Origin of the sequence: Mycobacterium sp. pW045 (assembly GCF_041287085.1) — a bacterium.
Lineage (GTDB): Bacteria > Actinomycetota > Actinomycetes > Mycobacteriales > Mycobacteriaceae > Mycobacterium > Mycobacterium algericum_A.
In genome coordinates, this window is the sequence record NZ_JBGGKU010000002.1 from 17,356 (window position 1) to 37,154 (window position 19,799).

General features: G+C 68.7%; 15 protein-coding genes and 1 riboswitch. Of the genes, 9 read left to right on the forward strand and 6 right to left on the reverse strand.

All coding sequences use genetic code 11. From position 1 onward, the window contains the following. The first annotated feature begins 17 nt into the window (after positions 1-17). The 9 genes from ACAG20_RS02570 (at position 18) to ACAG20_RS02610 (ending at position 10,022) form a co-directional block, all read left to right on the forward strand. Positions 18-350: a small basic family protein gene (locus tag ACAG20_RS02570; RefSeq protein WP_064855409.1), complete on the forward strand. Its 333-nt coding sequence runs from the start codon at positions 18-20 to the stop codon at positions 348-350. Between the two features lie 6 nt (positions 351-356). Next, positions 357-1,142, forward strand: a complete 786-nt coding sequence (locus tag ACAG20_RS02575; protein WP_370491432.1) for a DUF881 domain-containing protein — start codon at positions 357-359, stop codon at positions 1,140-1,142. A gap of 28 nt (positions 1,143-1,170) precedes the next feature. Further along, positions 1,171-1,572: a glycine cleavage system protein GcvH gene (gcvH, locus tag ACAG20_RS02580; protein WP_013828853.1), complete on the forward strand. Its 402-nt coding sequence runs from the start codon at positions 1,171-1,173 to the stop codon at positions 1,570-1,572. Positions 1,573-1,759: 187 nt separating this feature from the next. Then, positions 1,760-2,245, forward strand: a complete 486-nt coding sequence (gene garA, locus ACAG20_RS02585) for a glycogen accumulation regulator GarA (protein WP_112685439.1) — start codon at positions 1,760-1,762, stop codon at positions 2,243-2,245. After that, positions 2,246-2,980 carry a MerR family transcriptional regulator gene (locus tag ACAG20_RS02590; protein ID WP_112685397.1) on the forward strand — a complete coding sequence of 245 codons (735 nt, stop codon included), beginning with the start codon at positions 2,246-2,248 and terminating at the stop codon, positions 2,978-2,980. It begins immediately after the preceding gene. 120 nt (positions 2,981-3,100) lie between these two features. Next, entirely contained in the window at positions 3,101-3,595 is a 495-nt protein-coding gene (locus tag ACAG20_RS02595; protein ID WP_013828856.1) for a bifunctional nuclease family protein, read from the forward strand. A gap of 230 nt (positions 3,596-3,825) precedes the next feature. After that, on the forward strand, positions 3,826-4,464 hold the full coding sequence (locus tag ACAG20_RS02600) for a MerR family transcriptional regulator (protein ID WP_112685399.1): 639 nt from the start codon (positions 3,826-3,828) through the stop codon (positions 4,462-4,464). Positions 4,465-4,525: 61 nt separating this feature from the next. After that, positions 4,526-4,623, forward strand: a riboswitch (glycine riboswitch). Between the two features lie 148 nt (positions 4,624-4,771). After that, positions 4,772-7,618, forward strand: coding sequence for an aminomethyl-transferring glycine dehydrogenase (gcvP, locus tag ACAG20_RS02605; RefSeq protein ID WP_370491433.1), 2,847 nt, complete (start codon positions 4,772-4,774; stop codon positions 7,616-7,618). A gap of 190 nt (positions 7,619-7,808) precedes the next feature. Beyond that, positions 7,809-10,022 carry a hypothetical protein gene (locus ACAG20_RS02610; protein WP_370491434.1) on the forward strand — a complete coding sequence of 738 codons (2,214 nt, stop codon included), beginning with the start codon at positions 7,809-7,811 and terminating at the stop codon, positions 10,020-10,022. 6 nt (positions 10,023-10,028) lie between these two features. Here ACAG20_RS02610 and ACAG20_RS02615 read toward each other — a convergent pair whose 3' ends face one another. The 6 genes from ACAG20_RS02615 to ACAG20_RS02640 all read right to left on the reverse strand — a co-directional run bounded on the left by ACAG20_RS02615 (position 10,029) and on the right by ACAG20_RS02640 (position 19,197). After that, the gene (locus ACAG20_RS02615; RefSeq protein WP_370491435.1) at positions 10,029-12,092 is read right to left on the reverse strand and encodes a substrate-binding domain-containing protein; all 2,064 of its coding nucleotides are present in this window, start codon (positions 12,090-12,092) and stop codon (positions 10,029-10,031) included. A gap of 69 nt (positions 12,093-12,161) precedes the next feature. Then, positions 12,162-14,384, reverse strand: coding sequence for a malate synthase G (locus ACAG20_RS02620; protein WP_370491436.1), 2,223 nt, complete (start codon positions 14,382-14,384; stop codon positions 12,162-12,164). Between the two features lie 49 nt (positions 14,385-14,433). Continuing rightward, a complete protein-coding gene (locus ACAG20_RS02625; protein ID WP_370491437.1) occupies positions 14,434-15,324 on the reverse strand; it encodes a 3-methyladenine DNA glycosylase in 891 nt (296 codons plus the stop codon). Next, positions 15,317-16,393: a hemolysin family protein gene (locus ACAG20_RS02630; RefSeq protein WP_370491438.1), complete on the reverse strand. Its 1,077-nt coding sequence runs from the start codon at positions 16,391-16,393 to the stop codon at positions 15,317-15,319. The genes ACAG20_RS02625 and ACAG20_RS02630 overlap by 8 nt, the downstream gene beginning before the upstream one ends. Next, positions 16,386-17,732, reverse strand: coding sequence for a hemolysin family protein (locus ACAG20_RS02635; RefSeq protein WP_112685411.1), 1,347 nt, complete (start codon positions 17,730-17,732; stop codon positions 16,386-16,388). Before ACAG20_RS02635 ends, ACAG20_RS02630 begins: the two co-directional genes overlap by 8 nt. A gap of 28 nt (positions 17,733-17,760) precedes the next feature. Beyond that, entirely contained in the window at positions 17,761-19,197 is a 1,437-nt protein-coding gene (locus ACAG20_RS02640) for a GuaB1 family IMP dehydrogenase-related protein (RefSeq protein WP_370491439.1), read from the reverse strand. Between the last annotated feature and the right edge of the window lie 602 nt (positions 19,198-19,799).

A 19,799-nucleotide genomic window follows, 5' to 3' on the forward strand; every position in this document is an offset into this window, starting at 1 on the left:
GCTGGAGTGGGTTCTAGATGATCGGTATCGCCGCGCTGGTCGCCGGCATCGTGCTGGGCCTGGTATTTCATCCCAGCGTTCCAGAGGTGGTTCAGCCCTATTTGCCGATCGCCGTGGTGGCGGCATTGGACGCCGTGTTCGGTGGGCTGCGCGCCTATCTGGAGCGGATCTTCGATGCGAAGGTGTTCGTCGTGTCGTTCGTGTTCAACGTCCTGGTCGCGGCGCTGATCGTCTACCTCGGCGACCAGTTGGGGGTCGGCACCCAGCTGTCCACCGCGATCATCGTGGTGCTGGGCATCCGCATCTTCGGCAACGCCGCGGCGCTGCGACGACGGCTGTTCGGGGCCTGACGCGTCATGGGCATGGATCCGGTGCCGCACGGTCGGCACGAACTACCCGACACCGCTGACGGCGCGCCGTCGCGGCGCGGCTTCGGAGGTATTCGCGGGGGGCGTTCCAGCCCGCTGTTCGGCGTATTGGCGATGTTGCTGTGCCTGCTGCTGGGGATCGCGATCGTCACCCAGGTCCGCCAGAACGACTCCACCGACGCCCTGGAGACGGCCCGGCCCGCCGACCTGTTGGTGCTGCTGGACTCGCTGCGACAGCGCGAAGCCGCGCTCAACACCGAGATCGCCGAGCTGCAGCAGACGCTCAACGCCCTGCAGGAGTCCGGCAGCAGCGATCGCGCCGCCATCGAGACCGCCCAGGCGCGGCTCTCCGCCCTGGCGATCATGGTCGGGACGGTCGGCGCCGTCGGGCCCGGGGTGGTGGTCACCGTCGACGACCCGGCGCGCGGCGTGGCGCCGGAGACCATGCTGGATGTCATCAACGAACTTCGAGCCGCCGGCGCCGAGGCGATGGAGGTCCGTGACGCCGCCAAAGCGGTGCGCATCGGGGTGGACTCCTGGGTGGCCGGAACGCCGGGAGAGCTGGAATTCGATGGGATCGCCTTGGTGCCACCGTATTCCGTACTGGCGATCGGCGATCCGCCTACCTTGGCGGCCGCGATGAACATTCCCGGTGGTGCGGTCGACAGCGTTAAACGGCTCGGTGGCGCCATGGCGGTGCAGCAGGCCGACCACGTTGAGGTGACCGTGTTGCGGCAACCGAAACCGCGCCAATACGCTCAGCCAGTCAAGTGAACCCGACAGCGCAAGGAGCACGATCACCGTGAGCTCGGAAAGCAATGTTCCGTCCGACCTGTATTACACCGCCGAGCACGAGTGGGTGCAGCGCACCGGAACCGACACCGTCCGGGTGGGCATCACCGACTTTGCGCAGGCGGCGCTGGGCGACGTGGTCTTCGTGCAACTGCCCGAGGTGGGCGCCGATGTGACCGCGGGGGAGAGCTTCGGCGAGGTGGAGTCGACCAAGTCCGTCTCGGACCTGTTCGGGCCGATCTCGGCGAAAGTGGTTGCCGTCAACGCGGACCTCGACGCCAGCCCGCAGCTGGTGAATTCCGATCCGTACGGCGCCGGCTGGTTGGTCGATCTTCAGGCCGCGGACGGCTTGGACGAGACCCTCGCGGGGCTGCTCACGCCCGACGCGTACCGCGCGACGCTGGCGGAATGAGTATTGCTAGCCTGCCTGCCGGGACGCGCCGGATATCGCGGCGGGTATTCCGCGACACGATCCCGCGGTGCGGGGCACATTATCGACCGCTGCGCGGTACGGTCGACTCAACAATCGTGGGTCCGGTGCCATGGATATCCGGCGGGTGCGACCAGGTAACACGACAGTGGCCAGTGAGGAGCAGCGGGTGACGGAGAAGGACCCAGGAAATGGGCAGGACCAGGCAGGCGACGAGGTCACGGTGGAAACCACATCGGTCTTCCGCGCCGACTTCCTGAGCGAACTCGACGCTCCCGCGCAGGCGGGCGGTGAGAGCCTGACCTCGGGTGTCGAGGGGCTGCCCGCGGGTTCGGCGCTGCTGGTCGTCAAGCGCGGCCCCAACGCCGGGTCGCGTTTCCTGCTCGACCAACCGGTCACCGCCGCCGGCCGGCACCCCGACAGTGACATCTTCCTCGACGACGTCACGGTCAGCCGCCGTCACGCCGAGTTCCGCCTGGAAGGCAACGAGTTTCAGGTCGTCGACGTCGGCAGCCTCAACGGCACCTACGTCAACCGGGAGCCGGTCGATTCGGCGGTCCTGGTCAACGGCGACGAGGTACAGGTGGGCAAGTTCCGGCTGGTATTCCTGACCGGCCCGAAGACGGCTGAGACCGAGGGCGGGCCGGGGAGCTAAGTGAGCGCGCCTGACAGCCCCGAACCGGCCGGGATGTCGATCGGAGCGGTTCTGGATCTGCTTCGGCCGGAGTTTCCCGATGTCACGATCTCCAAGATTCGGTTCCTGGAGGCCGAGGGGCTGGTGACGCCGCAGCGCTCGGCGTCGGGCTACCGCCGGTTCAGCGCCTACGACTGCGCGCGTCTGCGGTTCGTGCTGACCGCGCAACGCGACCAGTACCTGCCGCTGAAAGTGATCAAGGCCAGGCTGGACGCCGAGCCGGACGGGGCGCTGCCGCTGGCCGAGTCGCCGTATACGGTGCCGCGGTTGGTGTCGGCCGCCGACGCCGCGCACAGCGGCACGGCGCTGCCCGTACCGCCCCGGCGGGTCAGGCTGAGCCGGGAGGACCTGCTGGAGCGCTCCGGGGTCGATGACATCCTGCTGACGGCACTGGTCAGAACGGGGGTGATCACGGCCGGGCCGGGCGGATTCTTCGACGAACACGCGGTCGTCATCGCGCAGTGCGCCCGCGGACTGGGCGACTACGGCGTCGAGCCACGGCACCTGCGGGCGTTCCGCTCAGCCGCCGACCGGCAGTCCGATCTGATCGCACAGATCGCCGGGCCGCTGGTCAAGGGTGGCAAGGCCGGCGCGCGCGACCGCGCCGACGACTTGGCGCGCGAGGTGGCCGCGCTGGCAATCGCGCTGCACACCGCGCTGCTCAAGTCGGCGGTACACGACGTTCTGCACGGCTGAGGACTAGACTCGCGTCGGCGGCTTGTTGTGCGACATGCGGTTGCCGGACCGGGGGTTTCGCAGCGAGTCGGACTGGGACACAGCGACTTGGGTTAAGCAATTGCGGAGGGCTGACTGGAGATGGGTGAAGTACGCGTGGTCGGCATTCGCGTCGAGCAACCGCAGAACCAGCCGGTGTTGTTGCTGCGCGAGGCCGACGGCGACCGATACCTCCCGATCTGGATCGGGCAGGCCGAAGCCGCCGCCATCGCCCTGGAGCAGCAGGGTGTGGAACCGGCCCGGCCGTTGACTCACGACTTGATCCGCGACCTGATCGCCGCACTGGGGCATTCGCTCAAGGAGGTCCGGATCGTCGACCTGCAGGAGGGCACGTTCTACGCCGACCTGATTTTCGACCGTGACATCACGGTCTCGGCGCGTCCGTCGGACTCGGTGGCGATCGCGCTGCGGGTGGGGGTGCCGATCTACGTCGAGGAGGCGGTGCTGGCCGAAGCGGGCCTGCTGATCCCCGACGAGACCGACGATGAGCCCTCCGGCGCGGTGCGCGAAGACGAGGTGGAGAAGTTCAAGGAGTTCCTCGATAGCGTGTCGCCCGACGATTTCAAAGCAACCTGACCCGGCGCGGCGGGCTCAGCCCCGTCACAGATCCGTCTCATCTGCGAGCGGTCCGACGACACGCCCATCGCCAAAGCAGGATGCGGAAATCACGGCCCCCATACTTGAGCCACGGCGGGAACCGCACGGTGGCTCGCCGGACAGCGTATGCTCACGACCAACTCGGGCAAGAGCAAACGCGGCCACCGGCCAGCCAGTGGCAACGAGCGCGATCGGCGAGAGGAAGCATCGTGGGCGAGCAACCGGGGCAGGAACAGCTGAACTTCGCGAGTCCCTCCGAATCGGGTTCGGATGGCGAAGTCGCAGCGACCGCTTCCGGCGTCGGCGAACCGGTGCAGCCCGGGCTGTTCCCCGATGACTCCGTGCCCGACGAACTGGTCGGCTACCGCGGGCCCAGCGCCTGCCAGATCGCCGGCATCACCTATCGCCAGTTGGACTACTGGGCCCGCACCTCACTGGTGGTGCCGTCTATTCGGGGCGCGGCCGGCTCCGGCAGTCAGCGGCTGTACTCGTTCAAAGACATCCTGGTGCTCAAGATCGTCAAGCGGTTGCTCGACACCGGCATCTCGCTGCACAACATCCGGGTCGCCGTCGACCATCTGCGGGAGCGCGGGGTACGGGATCTGGCCAACATCACGCTGTTCTCCGACGGCACCACCGTCTATGAGTGCACGTCGGCCGAGGAGGTCGTCGACCTGCTGCAGGGCGGCCAGGGCGTGTTCGGGATCGCGGTATCGGGCGCGATGCGGGAGCTGACCGGCGTCATCGCCGATTTCCCCGGCGAACGCGCCGACGGCGGCGAGTCGATCGCCGCGCCGGAGGATGAACTGGCCAGCCGCCGCAAGTTCCGCGACCGCAAGACCGGTTAGCGCCGGCCGGCCCGGCGCATTCGCATCGGCCGAGGGACGCTCGGTAGACTGGGCCGCGCATCAGCGTAGCGCGGGAGAGTCTCGGGGCAGCCAGTCTCGGGCGCCGAAGGAGCAATACCTCCCCGTCAACCTCTCAGGCACCAGGACCGCGCACGCATCGATGCCTCTGGAAAGCGGTGCTGCCCGGTTCGGGTCCACCCGCCCATGGGGAAAGGCGCCCGTGCCGGCGCCGAATCTCTCAGGCGCCCGGGACGGGCAGACGACAGAGGGGGAGGGACACCAGTCGTCTATCGCCGAGGGGGTCTACGTGGCCGAGCACACCGAATTCCGTTTTGTCGACCGGCACATCGGCCCGGACGACGCCGCCATCGCCACGATGCTGGACACCATCGGGGTCGGCTCGCTGGACGAACTGGCGGCCAAGGCGGTGCCCGCCGGCATCCTCGACCCGCTCGGCCCCGACGGTGTCGCACCCGGCCTGGAAGCCTTGCCGCCGGCCGCCGGCGAGATGCAGGCGCTGGCCGAACTGCGCGAACTGGCCGACGCCAGCACCGTCGCGGTGTCGATGATCGGGCAGGGCTACTACGACACGGTCACCCCGCCGGTGCTGCTGCGCAACATCATGCAGAACCCCGCCTGGTACACCGCCTACACGCCGTACCAGCCCGAGATCAGCCAGGGCCGGCTGGAGGCGCTGCTGAACTTCCAGACCATGATCGCCGACCTGACCGGCTGCGAGATCGCCAATTCGTCGATGCTCGACGAGGGCACCGCGGCAGCCGAGGCGATGACGCTGATGCAGCGCGCGGTGCGGGGGAAGGCCAACCGGCTGGTGGTCGACACCGACCTGTTCACCCAGACCGCGGCGGTGCTGGCAACCCGTGCCGAACCGCTGGGCATCGAGATCGTCACCGCCGACCTGCGCAACGGGTTGCCCGAGGGCGACTTCTTTGGCGTGATCACCCAGCTGCCGGGGGCATCCGGCCGGGTCACCGACTGGTCGGAGGTGATCGAGGCCGCCCACGAACGCGGTGCGATGGTGGCGGTCGGGGCAGACCTGTTGGCACTGACCCTGGTCACGCCGCCCGGCGAGATCGGCGCCGACGTGGCGTTCGGCAGCGCCCAGCGCTTCGGGGTGCCGATGGGCTTCGGCGGGCCCCACGCCGGTTACCTGGCGGTTCACAGCAAGCAGGCCCGGCAACTGCCGGGACGGCTGGTCGGGGTCTCGGTGGACGCCGACGGCTCGCCGGCCTACCGCCTCGCGCTACAAACCCGCGAACAGCACATCCGACGCGACAAGGCGACATCGAACATCTGCACCGCCCAGGTGCTGTTGGCGGTGATGGCCGCGATGTATGCCTGCTACCACGGCGCCGAGGGCCTGACCGCCATCGCACGGCGGGTGCACGGCCAGGCCCAGAAGATCGCCGCTGCGCTCGGTGACGCGCTGGTGCACGACCGCTACTTCGACACCGTGCTGGCCCGCGTTCCCGGCCGCGCCGACGAGGTCATCGCGGCGGCCAAGGCCGACGGCATCAACCTGTGGCGCGTCGACGCCGACCACGTCGCGGTCGCCTGCGACGAGACCACCACCGACGCCCACGTGGCCACAGTGCTGGCGGCTTTCGACGTCGCCGATCCGGAGTTGTCGGGGCGCGAGCCGGTGTGCGCGCACGTCATCACCCGTACTTCGGAATTCCTGACGCACCCGGCTTTTCGGCGCTACCGGACCGAAACCGCCATGATGCGATACCTGCGCGAGCTGTCGGACAAGGACATCGCCTTGGACCGCAGCATGATTCCGCTGGGTTCGTGCACCATGAAGCTCAACGCCGCCGCGGAGATGGAGTCGATCACCTGGCCGGAATTCGCTCGCCAGCACCCCTTCGCGCCGCCCGCCGATGCTGCCGGGCTGCGCCGGCTCATCGCCCAGTTGGAGGAGTGGCTGGCCGGGATCACCGGGTACGACGCGGTTTCGCTGCAACCCAACGCCGGCTCGCAGGGCGAGTACGCGGGCCTGCTGGCCATCCACGCCTACCACGCCAGCCGTGGCGAGTCCCAGCGTGACGTCTGCCTGATCCCGTCCAGCGCGCACGGCACCAACGCCGCGTCGGCAGCGCTGGCCGGGATGCGGGTGGTGGTGGTCGCCTGCCGGGAGAACGGTGACGTCGACCTCGATGATCTGCGTGCCAAGATCGCGGAGTACGCCACGACGCTGTCGGCGCTGATGATCACCTACCCCTCCACCCACGGGGTCTACGAGCACGACATCGCCGAGATCTGCGCCGCCGTGCACGACGCGGGCGGTCAGGTCTACGTCGACGGCGCCAATCTCAACGCGCTGGTCGGACTGGCCCGCCCCGGGCGCTTCGGCGGCGACGTCAGCCACCTGAACCTGCACAAGACGTTCTGCATTCCGCACGGCGGCGGCGGCCCCGGCGTCGGGCCGGTGGCGGTGCGTTCGCACCTGGCCGCCTTCCTGCCCGGGCACCCGTTGGCCGATGAACTGCCCGGCGGCGCGCCGGTCTCGGCGGCTCCCTACGGTTCGGCCTCGATCCTGCCGATCACCTGGGCCTACATCCGGATGATGGGTGCGCAGGGCCTGCGATCGGCGTCGCTGACCGCGATCGCGTCGGCGAATTACATCGCCCGCCGCCTCGATGAGTACTTTCCGGTGCTCTACACCGGGGAGAACGGCATGGTCGCCCACGAATGCATCCTGGACCTGCGCGCGATCACCAAAGCGACCGGCGTGACTGTCGATGATGTCGCAAAACGATTGGCCGACTACGGATTCCATGCTCCGACGATGAGTTTCCCGGTGGCCGGCACGCTGATGGTGGAGCCCACCGAGAGCGAGAGCCTGGCCGAGGTGGACGCGTTCTGCGAGGCGATGATCGCCATCCGCGGTGAGATCGACCGGGTTGGCGCCGGCGAGTGGACCGCGGAGGACAATCCGTTGCGCGGTGCCCCGCACACCGCCGAATGCCTGATGGTCGACAAGTGGGAGCACCCCTACACCCGGGAGCAGGCCGCCTATCCGCTGGGCCGTGACTTCCGGCCGAAGGTGTGGCCACCGGTGCGCCGGATCGACGGCGCCTTCGGGGACCGCAACCTGGTCTGCTCATGCCCGCCGGTGGAGTCCTACGCCTGAGCCACCGGGCGACAAACCCTGAGAACAACATTATGGACTTGATGCCGGAATTCGGCCGGAAAGTCTGTCGAAGTGACGAAACGAAAAACCATTGACGGCTGTGAATAATCAGCGATTTCTCATCTCCACCTGAAATAAGGATTACGCTGGTCTCACCCTGACGGTGATGTGGATCACAAGAGGAGAGACCATGCAACAGCTAGCGCTTCGCCCCTACATCACTGCCGGCGTCGCCGTCGCGGGCGCCGGCATCATCGCGGTGGCGCCGGTAGCGCCGGTGACGCCGCCGGCCCTGGTCTCCGGCGCGCAGTTCCATGCCGTGCAGCTGACCGATGCCTGGTCGGACCTCTTCACCCACACCGCGGCCAACCTGAACAACATCAGCGAGAACGCCGACTGGGGCGCCATCACGGCGGTCTTCGGCAAGCTGTTCACCGACCCGTTCGGCGTGATCTCCGCGTTCACCAGCATCACGCCGACCATCACCACCGATATCTCCGAGCTGCCGGCGTCGGTCTCGGTGCAGCTGCCGCCCGGACTCGAACTGGCGATCGCCAGTATGGGCGCGCAGGCACTGACCTCCCAAGCAATCAGCAATGCCGCGGCCGACATGGCCAACGGCGACTTCTCCACCCTGTTCACCGCGCCGGCCACCATCGCCGACGCCTACCTCAACGGCGCCCAGAACGTCAGCCTGCTCGGGGGCATCATCAACATCCCGGTGCTCAACGGCGTGCTCGCCCCGGTGCAAAACCTGGAGGTGAATCTCAACCTGGTCCAGTTGCTCAACGCCCTGGGGCTGGGCAACCTGGACCTGACCAACCTGGACCTGCAGAACCTGATCGATCAGCTCGGGCTGGGCAACCTGACCCTGGGCAGCCTGCTCAGTGAACTGGGCATCAGCGACGACGGGCTGGGCGACCTGCTCAACCTCGGCAGCGGGATCACCGACCTGGGCGGGCTGCTGGGCTTCCTCGGGCTCGGCAACCTCGGGTTGGGCAGCCTCGGCCTGACCGGCGTCTTGAATGGACTGGGCCTGGACACCGGAGTCGACCTGAACGATCTGCCGCTCAGCAGTGTGCTGAGCGCATTCGGGATCGACCCGACGACGCTGCTGTCGCCGGCCAGCCTGCTGGCCCTGGTGGGGCTGGACCCGGCGAACGCGCTGTCGACGACCATGCTGAACAGCCTGCTCGGTACGCTGGGGCTCGACCCGGCCGGCGGGGTGTCGACGGACGTGGTGAACGGCCTGTTGAGTTCGCTGGGGCTGGACCCGGACGGTGTGATCTCGCCGGCGGTGCTGACCGATCTGCTGAACTCGCTGGGCCTGGATTCCGACAGCACGCTGACGCCGGAAGTGATCAACAGCCTGCTCGGCGGGCTGGGGCTCGACCCGAGCACGTCGGTGTCGACGACGATGTTGAATTTGCTGCTCGGTTCGCTGGGCCTGGACCCGACCAGCACGGTCAGCCCGGATCTGCTGCTCAGCCTGATCGGCCTGGGCACCGGCGATGCGCTGCCGGGGGGGAGCGCACTCAGTTTGCTGACCGCCGCACTGACGGGCGTGCTGAGCGCCTTCGGCTTACCGAGCGGAGCCGTAACAACTCTGGTCTCAGGTCTCCTCACGACTCTTGGCGCCCTTGGACTATCGCCCACCGCCCCGAGCATCGGCGGCCTGCTCGACGGCCTGTTCAGTGCACTGGGCATCACGCCCGCCAGCCTGGGCCTCGACGATCTGCTCGCTGGCCTGGGGCTGAACACCGCCGGCCTGACACTCGATGAGCTGCTGAGCGCGCTGGGACTCTCCGGTGCCGGCACGACGATCGGTGACCTGCTCGGCGACCTGGGTCTGGACGGCAACGGCCTGACCGTCGGTGATCTGCTCGACGTTTTGGGTTCGACACCCGGGGGCCTGACGATCGGCGGCCTGCTCGGCGATCTGGGGTTGGACGGTAGCGGCCTGACGATCGGCGGCCTGCTCGGTGACCTGGGTCTGTCGTCGAACGACCTGACCCTCGGCGGCCTGCTCGGCGATCTGGGGATCGTGCCCGGTCAGGACCTGACCGTCGGCGGGGTGCTGGAGGCGCTGGGCTTCCCGGCCTCGACCGGCGACCTGTCGCTGAGCGAACTGCTGAGCGGATTGGGCCTGGGTGGCATCGACATCACCGGCCTGCTCAACGGCCTGGACCTGGGTGGCCTGATCAGCGGCCTGGGTCTCGACGACCTGCCGCTGAACCTGGGTGACCTGATTCCCCCGCTGGACCTGAACCTGACCGACCTGCTCGACAGCCTGGGCCTGGGCAACCTGGATCTGGCCGACATCAACGTCGGCTCGTTCGGGGGGATGGTCACCCTGCTGGTGGACGTCATCCCGCAGCAGATCCTCGACATGCTGGGTGCTTAGCGGCGCTCAGCCCAGCAGGGTGTTCAGCGTGCCGGCCAGTTCCGGGGTGTTCGCCCCGCGCAGGTTCTGGTACGTGCCACCGGACAGCTGGGCCACCGCCTGCCAGACCGCCCGGTCGGCGTCACCGAAGTCGATGACGTTGACGGCGACCGGGCGCTCAGGGTCGGTGTTGGCCCGGATGAAGTCCTGCAGTCCGGGGCCGTCCAGGGTCCGGTCGGTGTGCGGTCCCGCGGTGATGACCAGTACCGAGTTGCGCTGTCCGGGGTGGTAATTGGCCAACGCCTGGTTGTAGACCAGGCGCAGCGTGGTGAATGACACCGCACCGCCCGATGTCGAACTGAGCGCATCGAGTTCCCGGGTCAGCGTCTCCGCCCGCGTTCCGCCGTTCACCGGCTCATCCAGTGGGCCGGACGTGACCACGCTGTGGCCCTCCACACCGTCGAAGGTCCACAGCCCCACGACGGCGCTCGGCTGCAGCGCCCTGATCCGTTGATCCAGGGCCGCGATCACATGTGCCAGCCGGGTTTTGCCGCCCTCGTCGGTCGTCATGGACTCGTCGAGCATGATCGTCACCGCCGAAGCGCCCGGCAGCGTGGTGAGCGCATTGGCAAGCGTGGCCCGCATCGCGTCGTCGCCTACCGACAGGGTGTCCGATACCGCCGGAAAGTCGGTGACCTCACTGCTCGGCGGGGCGACGCCCTCCACCCGGAATCCGGCCTTGGCCAGCTCCGCGAGCTGATCCGGCTTGCGGGCGAACCGCGCGAATTCGCTGGCGGCACTGACCTGTTCCTGCGAGAGCCACGAGCCGGCAAGCAGCACGGTGGGGTAATCGGCGACCGGCACCGGCCCCGGCGGCAACCAGGAACCGAGGGTGCTCGCCGGGTCCGACAGCGATTGCCCGCGGGTGAACAGTTGCTGCTCGGTGGTCACCACCGCGTGCACCGGTGCAGCCGCTGGATCGCCTTGGCGCAGCAGTACGTTCAGCGCCTCGGCGAGTGAGTTGTCGGCGAGGTGGGGTTGTGCGCCGGCCAGCCGGTGCACCGCCGGCGTCCCGTCGGTGGCAGGGGCGCCTTTCGGGGCGGTGCCGGATGCCACCGCCTCACCGGCCAGGAAAGCGGCATCGCCGTTGCCGCCGATCGGCAGCGCCAGCCGGAGTTGCCCCCAACCGGCGAGGCCGAGTCGGCCCAGGCCGTCGGGGTCGGTCTGCAGGTCCGGCAGACTCGCCCAACTCTGGTGCTGCAGGGCGGATTCGAGCTGGGGCCGGACCGCCAGCAGGACCGGAGAGGTGACCAGCGAACGGCTGTCACTGACGGTTTCCTGGCCGGCCGAGGCCTGCAGGCGGGCCGCCGAGATCGAACTGCCGGGAATCCACAGCGCCGGGCGCTGGCCGAGCTGTGCCGGCCAGTCGCCGATGAAACCACTGACCACGGCGTCGGAATCCACCGGCTTGACCTGCACCGACACGCAGCGGTCACCCACCGGTTTGGCGGTCTTGTTGAATCGGTCGGCGAAACCCTGCACGTGGTCGGCGATCGAGGGGTCCGCCACGACGGCGACCGTTAGATCGCCGTGGGCGCAGGTGCCGGCGGCGACGGCCGAGCGATGCGACAGCGAGTTGCCGAAGAAGCGCCACAGGATCACGGTGCCCACCACGACGATCACGGCAACCAGTGCGGCGATCACACCGACACTGACACCGCGGCGGCCCGCATCGTTGCGATGCCGTCGCCACCGGTCCAGCTCGCGGCGACCGCGGCGCGGTTGGTCGCGATCGGCCTCCCGGCCCGAGTAGGACCCGGTCGGCAAGGCCCCGGGCGAACCGAAAGGCCCGGTACGGTACCGGGTTTCTTCCTCGCTGCCGCTGCCACGCCGCATGTACTGGGCCGGGTCCGCGTGGTAGCCCGCATCGCTGCCGATCGGCTCGTCGTAGAAGGCGTCCTGATAGTCGTCGACGTAGTCGTCGTCGTCCGGATCGCCGAAGCCGAACGGATCGGGCGCCCCGGCGTCCCAGTCAGGGTCGAGCGGCTCGTCATCGAAATCGTCGGGGCCGGGGAAACTGTGCCTACCCACGGTGGCTGCGTCCTCTCCGCCTGGTCAGCTCTCCGGCCACGGTCAATCCACTCGAATCCGCGTAGCCGCTCAGCGGCCGGCGCGGGCTTTGAACTCGCGCCGGCGCCGGTGCAGGATCGGCTCGGTGTAGCCGTTGGGCTGAGTGGTTCCGGACAGGATCAGTTCACGGGCGGCCGCGAACGCGATGCTGTCGTCGAAATCCGGAGCCATCGGCAGGTAAGTCGGATCGCCCGCGTTCTGCCGGTCCACGGCCGGGGCCATCCGCTCCAGGCTGGACTGCACGTCGTCAGCGGTGATCACCCCGTGCCGCAGCCAGTTCGCCAGCAGCTGCGATGAGATCCGCAGTGTCGCACGGTCTTCCATCAGCGCCACATCGTGGATGTCGGGAACCTTTGAGCAGCCGACGCCCTGCGAGATCCACCGAACGACGTAGCCGAGAATCGACTGACAGTTGTTGTCGACCTCCTCGCGGATCTCGTCGGGGGCCCAGGCCAGCCCCTCGGAGAGCGGGATTGTCAGCAGCTGATCGATTGTGGCGCGGCGTTTTCCGGCCAACTCCCGCTGCACCTCGAACACGTCCACCTGGTGGTAGTGCATCGCGTGCAGGGTGGCCGCGGTCGGCGACGGCACCCACGCGGTGCTGGCGCCGGCGCGTGGGTGCGCGATCTTCTGCTCGACCATGTCGGCCATCAGGTCGGTCATCGCCCACATCCCCTTGCCGATCTGGGCGTGACCGGTCAATCCGGTGGCCAGGCCTGCGTCGACGTTGTTGTCCTCGTAGGCCAGGATCCACGGCTGCGACTTCATGGCGGCCTTGCGCACCATCGGCCCGGCCTCCATCGAGGTGTGGATCTCGTCGCCGGTGCGGTCCAGGAAGCCGGTGTTGATGAACACCACCCGGTCGACGGCCGCCTTGATGCAGGCCCGCAGGTTGACGGTGGTGCGGCGTTCCTCGTCCATGATGCCGATCTTGAGGGTCGCCTGCGGCAGGCCGAGGACGTCTTCGACCCGACTGAACAATTCGGCGGTGAACGCCACCTCGTCGGGCCCGTGCATCTTCGGTTTGACGATGTAGATCGACCCGGTGCGGCTGTTGAGCAGCGGGCCGTTGTCGTCGGAGGCAGTCAACCCGTGCATCGCGATCAGCCCGGTGAACAGCGCGTCCTGGATGCCCTCGAACACCTCACGGCCGTCGGTGCCCTCGGCGCCCTCGGCGCCGAAGACGATGGCGTCGTTGGTCATCAGATGACCGACGTTGCGGACGAACATCAGGCTGCGGCCGGGCAGGGTAAGGGTTCCGCCGTCGGGAGCGGTGAACTCGCGGTCGCCGGACAGTGTCCGGGTGAACGTCTTCCCGTCCTTGCTGACCTCTTCGGCCAGATCCCCGCGATTGAGCCCCAGCCAGTTGCGGTAGCCGAGCACCTTGTCCTCGGCGTCGACCGCGGCAACCGAGTCCTCGAAGTCCATGATCGTGGTGACCGCCGACTCGAGCACCACGTCCTTGATGCCAGCGGCATCGGTCGCCCCGATCGGCGAGTCCGGGTCGATCAGGATCTCGATGTGCAGGCCGTGGTGGACCAACAGCACCGATGACGGCGCCTCGGCGTCCCCGAGGTAACCGACGAACTCCGCCGGCGCGGCCACGGTGGTCTCCAGACCGTCGGCCAGCGTGATCACCAGCCGGCCGTCGTTCACCGCGAAGCTCTTGACCTCGGACCACGCGCCGTTGGCCAGCGGCACGGACTCGTCGAGGAACTTGCGGGCATAGCCGATCACCTTGTCGCCGCGCACCGGGTTGTAGCCGCTGTCCGCTCCCGCGGGCGTCTTCGTTGCGCCGTCGTCCTCGCTGATCACGTCGGTGCCGTACAGCGCGTCATACAACGAGCCCCAGCGGGCGTTGGCGGCGTTGAGCGCGAACCGGGCGTTGAGCACCGGCACCACCAGCTGCGGGCCGGCCTGCACGGCGATCTCGTCGTCGACGTCGGCGGTGGTGACGGTGAAGTCCTCCGGCTCGGGCAGCAGGTAGCCGATGTCGGTGAGGAAGGCCCGGTAGGCCTCGGTATCCAACGGCTCGATGACCCGGTGCCGGTGCCACTTGTCGATCTGTGCCTGCAGCTCGTCACGACGCGCCAGCAGCTCCTGGTTCTTCGGCGTCAGATCGGTGACGACCTTGTCCACGCCCGCCCAGAAGCTGTCCGGGTCCAGACCGGTCCCCGGCAGCGCCTCATCGGTGATGAAGTCGTAGAGCGCACGCGCCACCCGCAGACCGCCAACCGGCACCCGATCCGTCATGGTTTCCTCCCTCATAGCCAATCTCTCACCTTACCGGCCGAAAGCACCGCTATCCGCATCCGGCGATTGCCGACAACCGCTCGCACCGTTCGAGCAGAGCGGCGCGCAGCGGTGCGGCCCGCTGCGAGATCTCGGTCTGGCAACGGACGTATTCTGCACGGCCGACCGGGTTTTCGATGCAGATCGGCTCGTACCCGTAGCCGCTCAGGTCATACGGGCTCGCTTGCATGTCGATCTCCCGCGCGGCGGCGGCCAATTGCAGGCAGTCCAGCAGCAATTCCGACTCGATCAACGGGCCCAACTTGTAGCACCACTTGTAAAGGTCCATGTTGGCGTGCAGGCAACCAGGCTGCTCCCAATCGGTTTGGGTGGCCCGCCGGGGCGTCCCGTCGTTGCGTGGCGCCGCCGCCGGGGTGAAGAAGCGGAATGCGTCGAAATGGGTGCAACGCAACGGTATTGACTCGACTACCCGTTCCACTTCGGGTGTACTGAGCCGCAATGGGACGTGACCGTGCCGGACGGTTTGCCCTACCGGACTGCGATACACCATCGCCCACTCGTGCAGCCCGAAACAGTTCAGCCGGGCCGGGCGGGCGGCGGTGGCCCGCAGCAGCCGTGCGACGAACGTCACGGTGTCGGCCCGCGCACGCAGGAAGTCCTCGCCGACACCGACCCGGCCGCCCGTGACGCTGTATCCCCGCCGGTTGCGGTATTCGCGCAGCGCCGCCGCACCGGCCAAGGCAACGCCGAAACCGGGATGCCAGCCGCGCAGCTGTCGGGGCCGCAGGCTGTAGTAGCTGAACAGGAACTTCGGCACCGGGTCGCCGGCGGCGACCTGGCGCAACAGCGGTGCCAGAAAGGTGTCCAGGCGCCGCCGGTAGGCCTGCGCCCGCGCCTGCCAGTGCTCGGTTCCCAGAGCCGATTCGGCCAGGTCAAACATGTTGCGTTCCGTCACGGACGGTTCCCACGACGTCCTGGACGAGGTCCTCGAGGGCCACCATGGCCACCACAGCGCCATCGGTGGCGACCACGAGGGCCAGATGGCTCTTGGTCCGCCGCAGCCGGGTCAACGCGTCGGCCAGCGGCAGCGACGCGGGAACGCGGGGCAGCGGCCGTACCACGCCGATATCGACTACGGCGGCTGCGCCGTCGCCGCCGGTGGCCGCCGCGGCGCTCTCACTGATCGGCAGCAGGTCCTTGATATGCAGGTAGCCGACGTATTGGCCCTGGTCGACGACGGGGAACCGGGAATAACCGGTCTGCGCGAGCGCCTTGTCGACGGCCGCCACGGTGGGGCCGCGCCCGGGCGCTGCGGCCGGGACGGCGCGGATGTCGCCGACCGGCAGCGCCACGTCGGCGACGGTCCGGTTGCGGATCTGCAGGGCGCGGGTCAATCGGGTGTACTCCTCGAGGTCGAGCAGTCCTGCCGAGACCGATTCGGCGATCATCTCGCTGAGCTCGACGGTGGACACCGTGATCTCCAGCTCGTCTTTCGGCTGCACCCGCACGGCGCGCAGCGTGACGTTGGCGCACCAGTTGTAGAAGACGATGAACGGCCGGGCGGCCGCCATGTAGACCAAATACGGCGGGATCAGCAGCATCGCCGCCGTCTCCGGGCCTGCCAGGGCGATGTTCTTGGGCACCATCTCGCCGAACAGCACATGCAGCGTCACCACGATCGTCAACGCGACGATGAACGCCACGGTGTGCAGCAGCGCGTCGGGGATGCCCACCAGCCGGAACACCGGCTCGAGCAGGTCGGCGACGGCAGGCTCACCGATGCGACCGAGCAGAATCGAGCACACCGTGACGCCCAGTTGCGCCCCGGCCAGCATTAGCGACAGCTGCTCGCCGGCCCGGATCACCGTGACCGCGCTCTGCCTGCCCTGTTCGGCCAGCGCCTCGAGCCGGTCGCGTCGCGCCGATATCAGCGAGAACTCGGCGCCGACGAAGAAGGCGTTCGCCGCGACCAGCAGGACGGTCAACACGACGTTGAACAGATCAGCCATCGCCCGCCCCCAGTTGGGTGAGCACCAGCAGGTCGATGCGGCGGCCGTCCATCCGGACCACCCGGGCAAGCCAGCGCGGCGGGATCGCGGACAGCTGGTCGGGATCGAACGCGGTCAGTTCGACGGTCTCGCCCGCCGCCGGAATGTGGCCGAGCTCTTGGAGCACCAGCCCGCCGATGGTCTCGTAGGAGCCCTCCGGGGCGCGGTAGCCGGTGGCCTTGGCGACCTCGTCGATGCGCAGCAGCCCCGACACCTGCCAGCCGCCGCCGGCCGCCACCACGTCCGGCGTGGCGTCGTCGTGCTCGTCGCGGACGTCGCCGACGATCTCCTCGATCAGATCCTCCATCGTGACCATTCCCGCGGTGCCGCCGTATTCATCGACGACCAGGGCAGCCTGCAGGCCGTTGGCCTGAATCTGCTCCATCACCGCGTCGCCGTCGAGGGTGGAGGGCACCACCGCCGCGGGCTCGGCGACGGTGGTGACCGGGGTGGTCGCCCGATCGGCGGCCGCCACCGCGAACACCTGTTTGACGTGGACGATGCCGACGGGGGCGTCCAGGTCACCGGCCACCACCGGAAACCGGGAGAAGCCGGTGTCGATGGCCGCGGCGGCCAGGTCGGCGACAGTGTCACCGGCCTGCAGGCTGACGATCTTCGAACGCGGCGTCATCAGCTCCGCGGCGGTCAGGGCGCCGAACCGTAGCGAGCCCTCGACCAGCGTGGCGGTATTGGGATCCAGCGCGCCGCTGCGCGCCGAGTTGCGCACCAGCGAAGCCAGCTCGCGCGGGGACCGGGCCGAGGTCAACCGGTCGGCAGGCTCGATGCCGAGCCGCTTGAGAATCAGGTTCGCCGTCCCGTTGGTCGCCTTGATCGCGAGGGTGAACAGCCGGGAGAACAGCAGCTGCGGCCCGGCCGTCGCCCGGGCGGTCTGCAGTGGGCGCGCCACGGCGAGATTCTTGGGCACCAGTTCGCCGAAGACCATCGACAGCGAGGTGGCGATCACCAGGGCCAGCGCCAGCGCCACCCCGGCGGCGGCCGGCTCGGACAGGCCGAGAGCGGCCAGCGGGGGGCGCAGCCACCGGGCGAGCACCGGCTCGGCCAGATACCCGGTGGCCAGCGTGGTGATCGAAATACCCAACTGGGCCCCGGAGAGCTGAAAGGACAACGTGCGGTGAGCTTCTTGGATGTAGGCGTCGCGACGGCCGCCGCGACGGGCGTTGGCCTGCACCGCGCTGCGTTCCAGGGTGGTCAGGGAGAACTCGGCGGCGACGAATATCGCGGTCCCCAGCGTGAGGATCACGAACGCCAGCACGCTGCCCAGAGTCAAGGCGATGGTCATGAGCGTCTACGGGTCGCCGCCGGTGGCCTCACCAGCCGAACGGTAGCGGATGGCCCTCGGCGAAGCCCGCGGCCGACTGCACCCCGAGCACCGCGCGCTCATGCAACTCGGCCAGGTCCGAGGCGCCGACGTAGGTGCAGGTGCTGCGAAGGCCCGACGTGATGTGGTCCAGCAGATCCTCGACTCCGCCGCGATCCGGGTCCAGCATCATCCTCGACGTCGAAATACCTTCCTGGAAGAGTGCTTTGCGGGCACGGTCGAACGCGCTGTCGCCGGCTGTGCGCGCGGCCACCGCCCGCTTGGACGCCATGCCGTAGCTTTCCTTGTACGGCTTGTCGTCGCGGTCGAACATCAGGTCGCCGGGCGACTCATAGGTGCCGGCGAACCACGAACCGATCATCACGTTCGACGCCCCGGCGGCAACGGCCAGCGCCACGTCGCGGGGATGACGCACCCCGCCGTCGGCCCAGACGTGGGCGCCGAGTTCGTGCGCTGCGGCCGCACACTCCAGTACGGCCGAGAACTGCGGGCGGCCCACCCCGGTCATCATCCGGGTGGTGCACATCGCGCCGGGGCCGACGCCGACCTTGACGATGTCGGCCCCGGCGCCGATCAAGTCCCGGGTGCCCGCCGCGGACACCACGTTGCCGGCGACCAGCGGAACCCCCGGCGTCAGCGCGGCCACCGAGCGGATCGCCTGTATCGCCTTCTCCTGATGGCCGTGCGCGGTGTCGATGACCAGCACATCCACCCCGGCTGCCAACAACGCGGCGGCCCGGGCCGTCACCTCGCCGGTGATGCCGACCGCGGCGCCGATCCGCAGCCGGCCGGCCGCATCGGTGGCGGGGGTGTAGATGCCGGCCCGGATCGCACCGGTGCGGGTCAGGACGCCGGCCAGCGTGCCGTCGGAGTTGGTCAGCACCGCGACCGGGACCGGCGCATGCTCCAGCAGGTCGAAGACCTTGCGGGGTTCGGTGCCAATCGGAACGCTGAGCAGGTCGGACATCGCGACGTCACGGACTCGGCTGAAGCGGTCCACCCCTTCGCAGCACGCCTTGGTCACCAGGCCGGTCGGCCGGCCGTCGACGATGACCACGGCCGCGCCGTGGGCACGTTTGGGAATCAGCGCCATCGCGGCGGAGACCGAGTCGTCCGGGGAGAGCACGACGGGGGTGTCGGCCACCAGGTCGCGACTTTTCACGAACGCCACGGTCTGGCTTACGGCGTCGATCGGCAGGTCCTGGGGCAGCACCACGATGCCGCCGCGCCGGGACACCGTCTCGGCCATTCGCCGGCCCGCCACGGCCGTCATGTTGGCGACCACCACCGGGATGGTGGCACCCGAACCGTCGCGCGTGGACAGATCCACGTCGAGTCGGGACTCGACCGCCGAGCGGTTGGGGACGATGAAGACATCGTCGTAGGTCAGGTCGTAGCCCGGTTCGTATCCGCCGGCGAATCTCATCGGGCGCCCGACATCGGGCCGTTGGGTTCCGACGAGCCCATCAATTTCCTCCACTGGTTCTGGGCCGGGTACGGGCGGGCGTCGGACGCCGGCCCGGCCGCGCCGGGGGCACCGTTTCGGCCCGGCAGCCACGCTACCGGGCGCCGGTCGGCGGAACCACTCGTGACCGACGGCCCGCGGATGAAAAATTGATCTTCCTCACAGCCACGTCGTCAGGTAAACTCATCTCGTCGTTTAGGGGAACAGAGATGACAGTTAGCTGCGAGCGGCGGGGCACGGCTATTCGGACCCCGATTGCGACCGCTGCTCACCCGCGGCCCACCCGGCCGGGCGACGGTGCCGACCGCGGCTGCCGGATCGATGCACCGGCGGCGTGGCGGGGATGTCACCTCGAAGGCTACCTGGAGCGCAAACTGCATCGGCAGTGGCGCAATCGTGGATCCTAGCCGCCGCGGTGACTTGACGGCGTCCGCGATATCCATCGTCGTGTGCCCATTGTTATCTTGTACCGCAAGGTGAATCGGATGGCCTGGCTGCTGCCGTCGAGGTAGGTCCGGCGTCGACCCGGGGCGCGCCCAGGGGTGCCGTCCCACGGTCGGCCC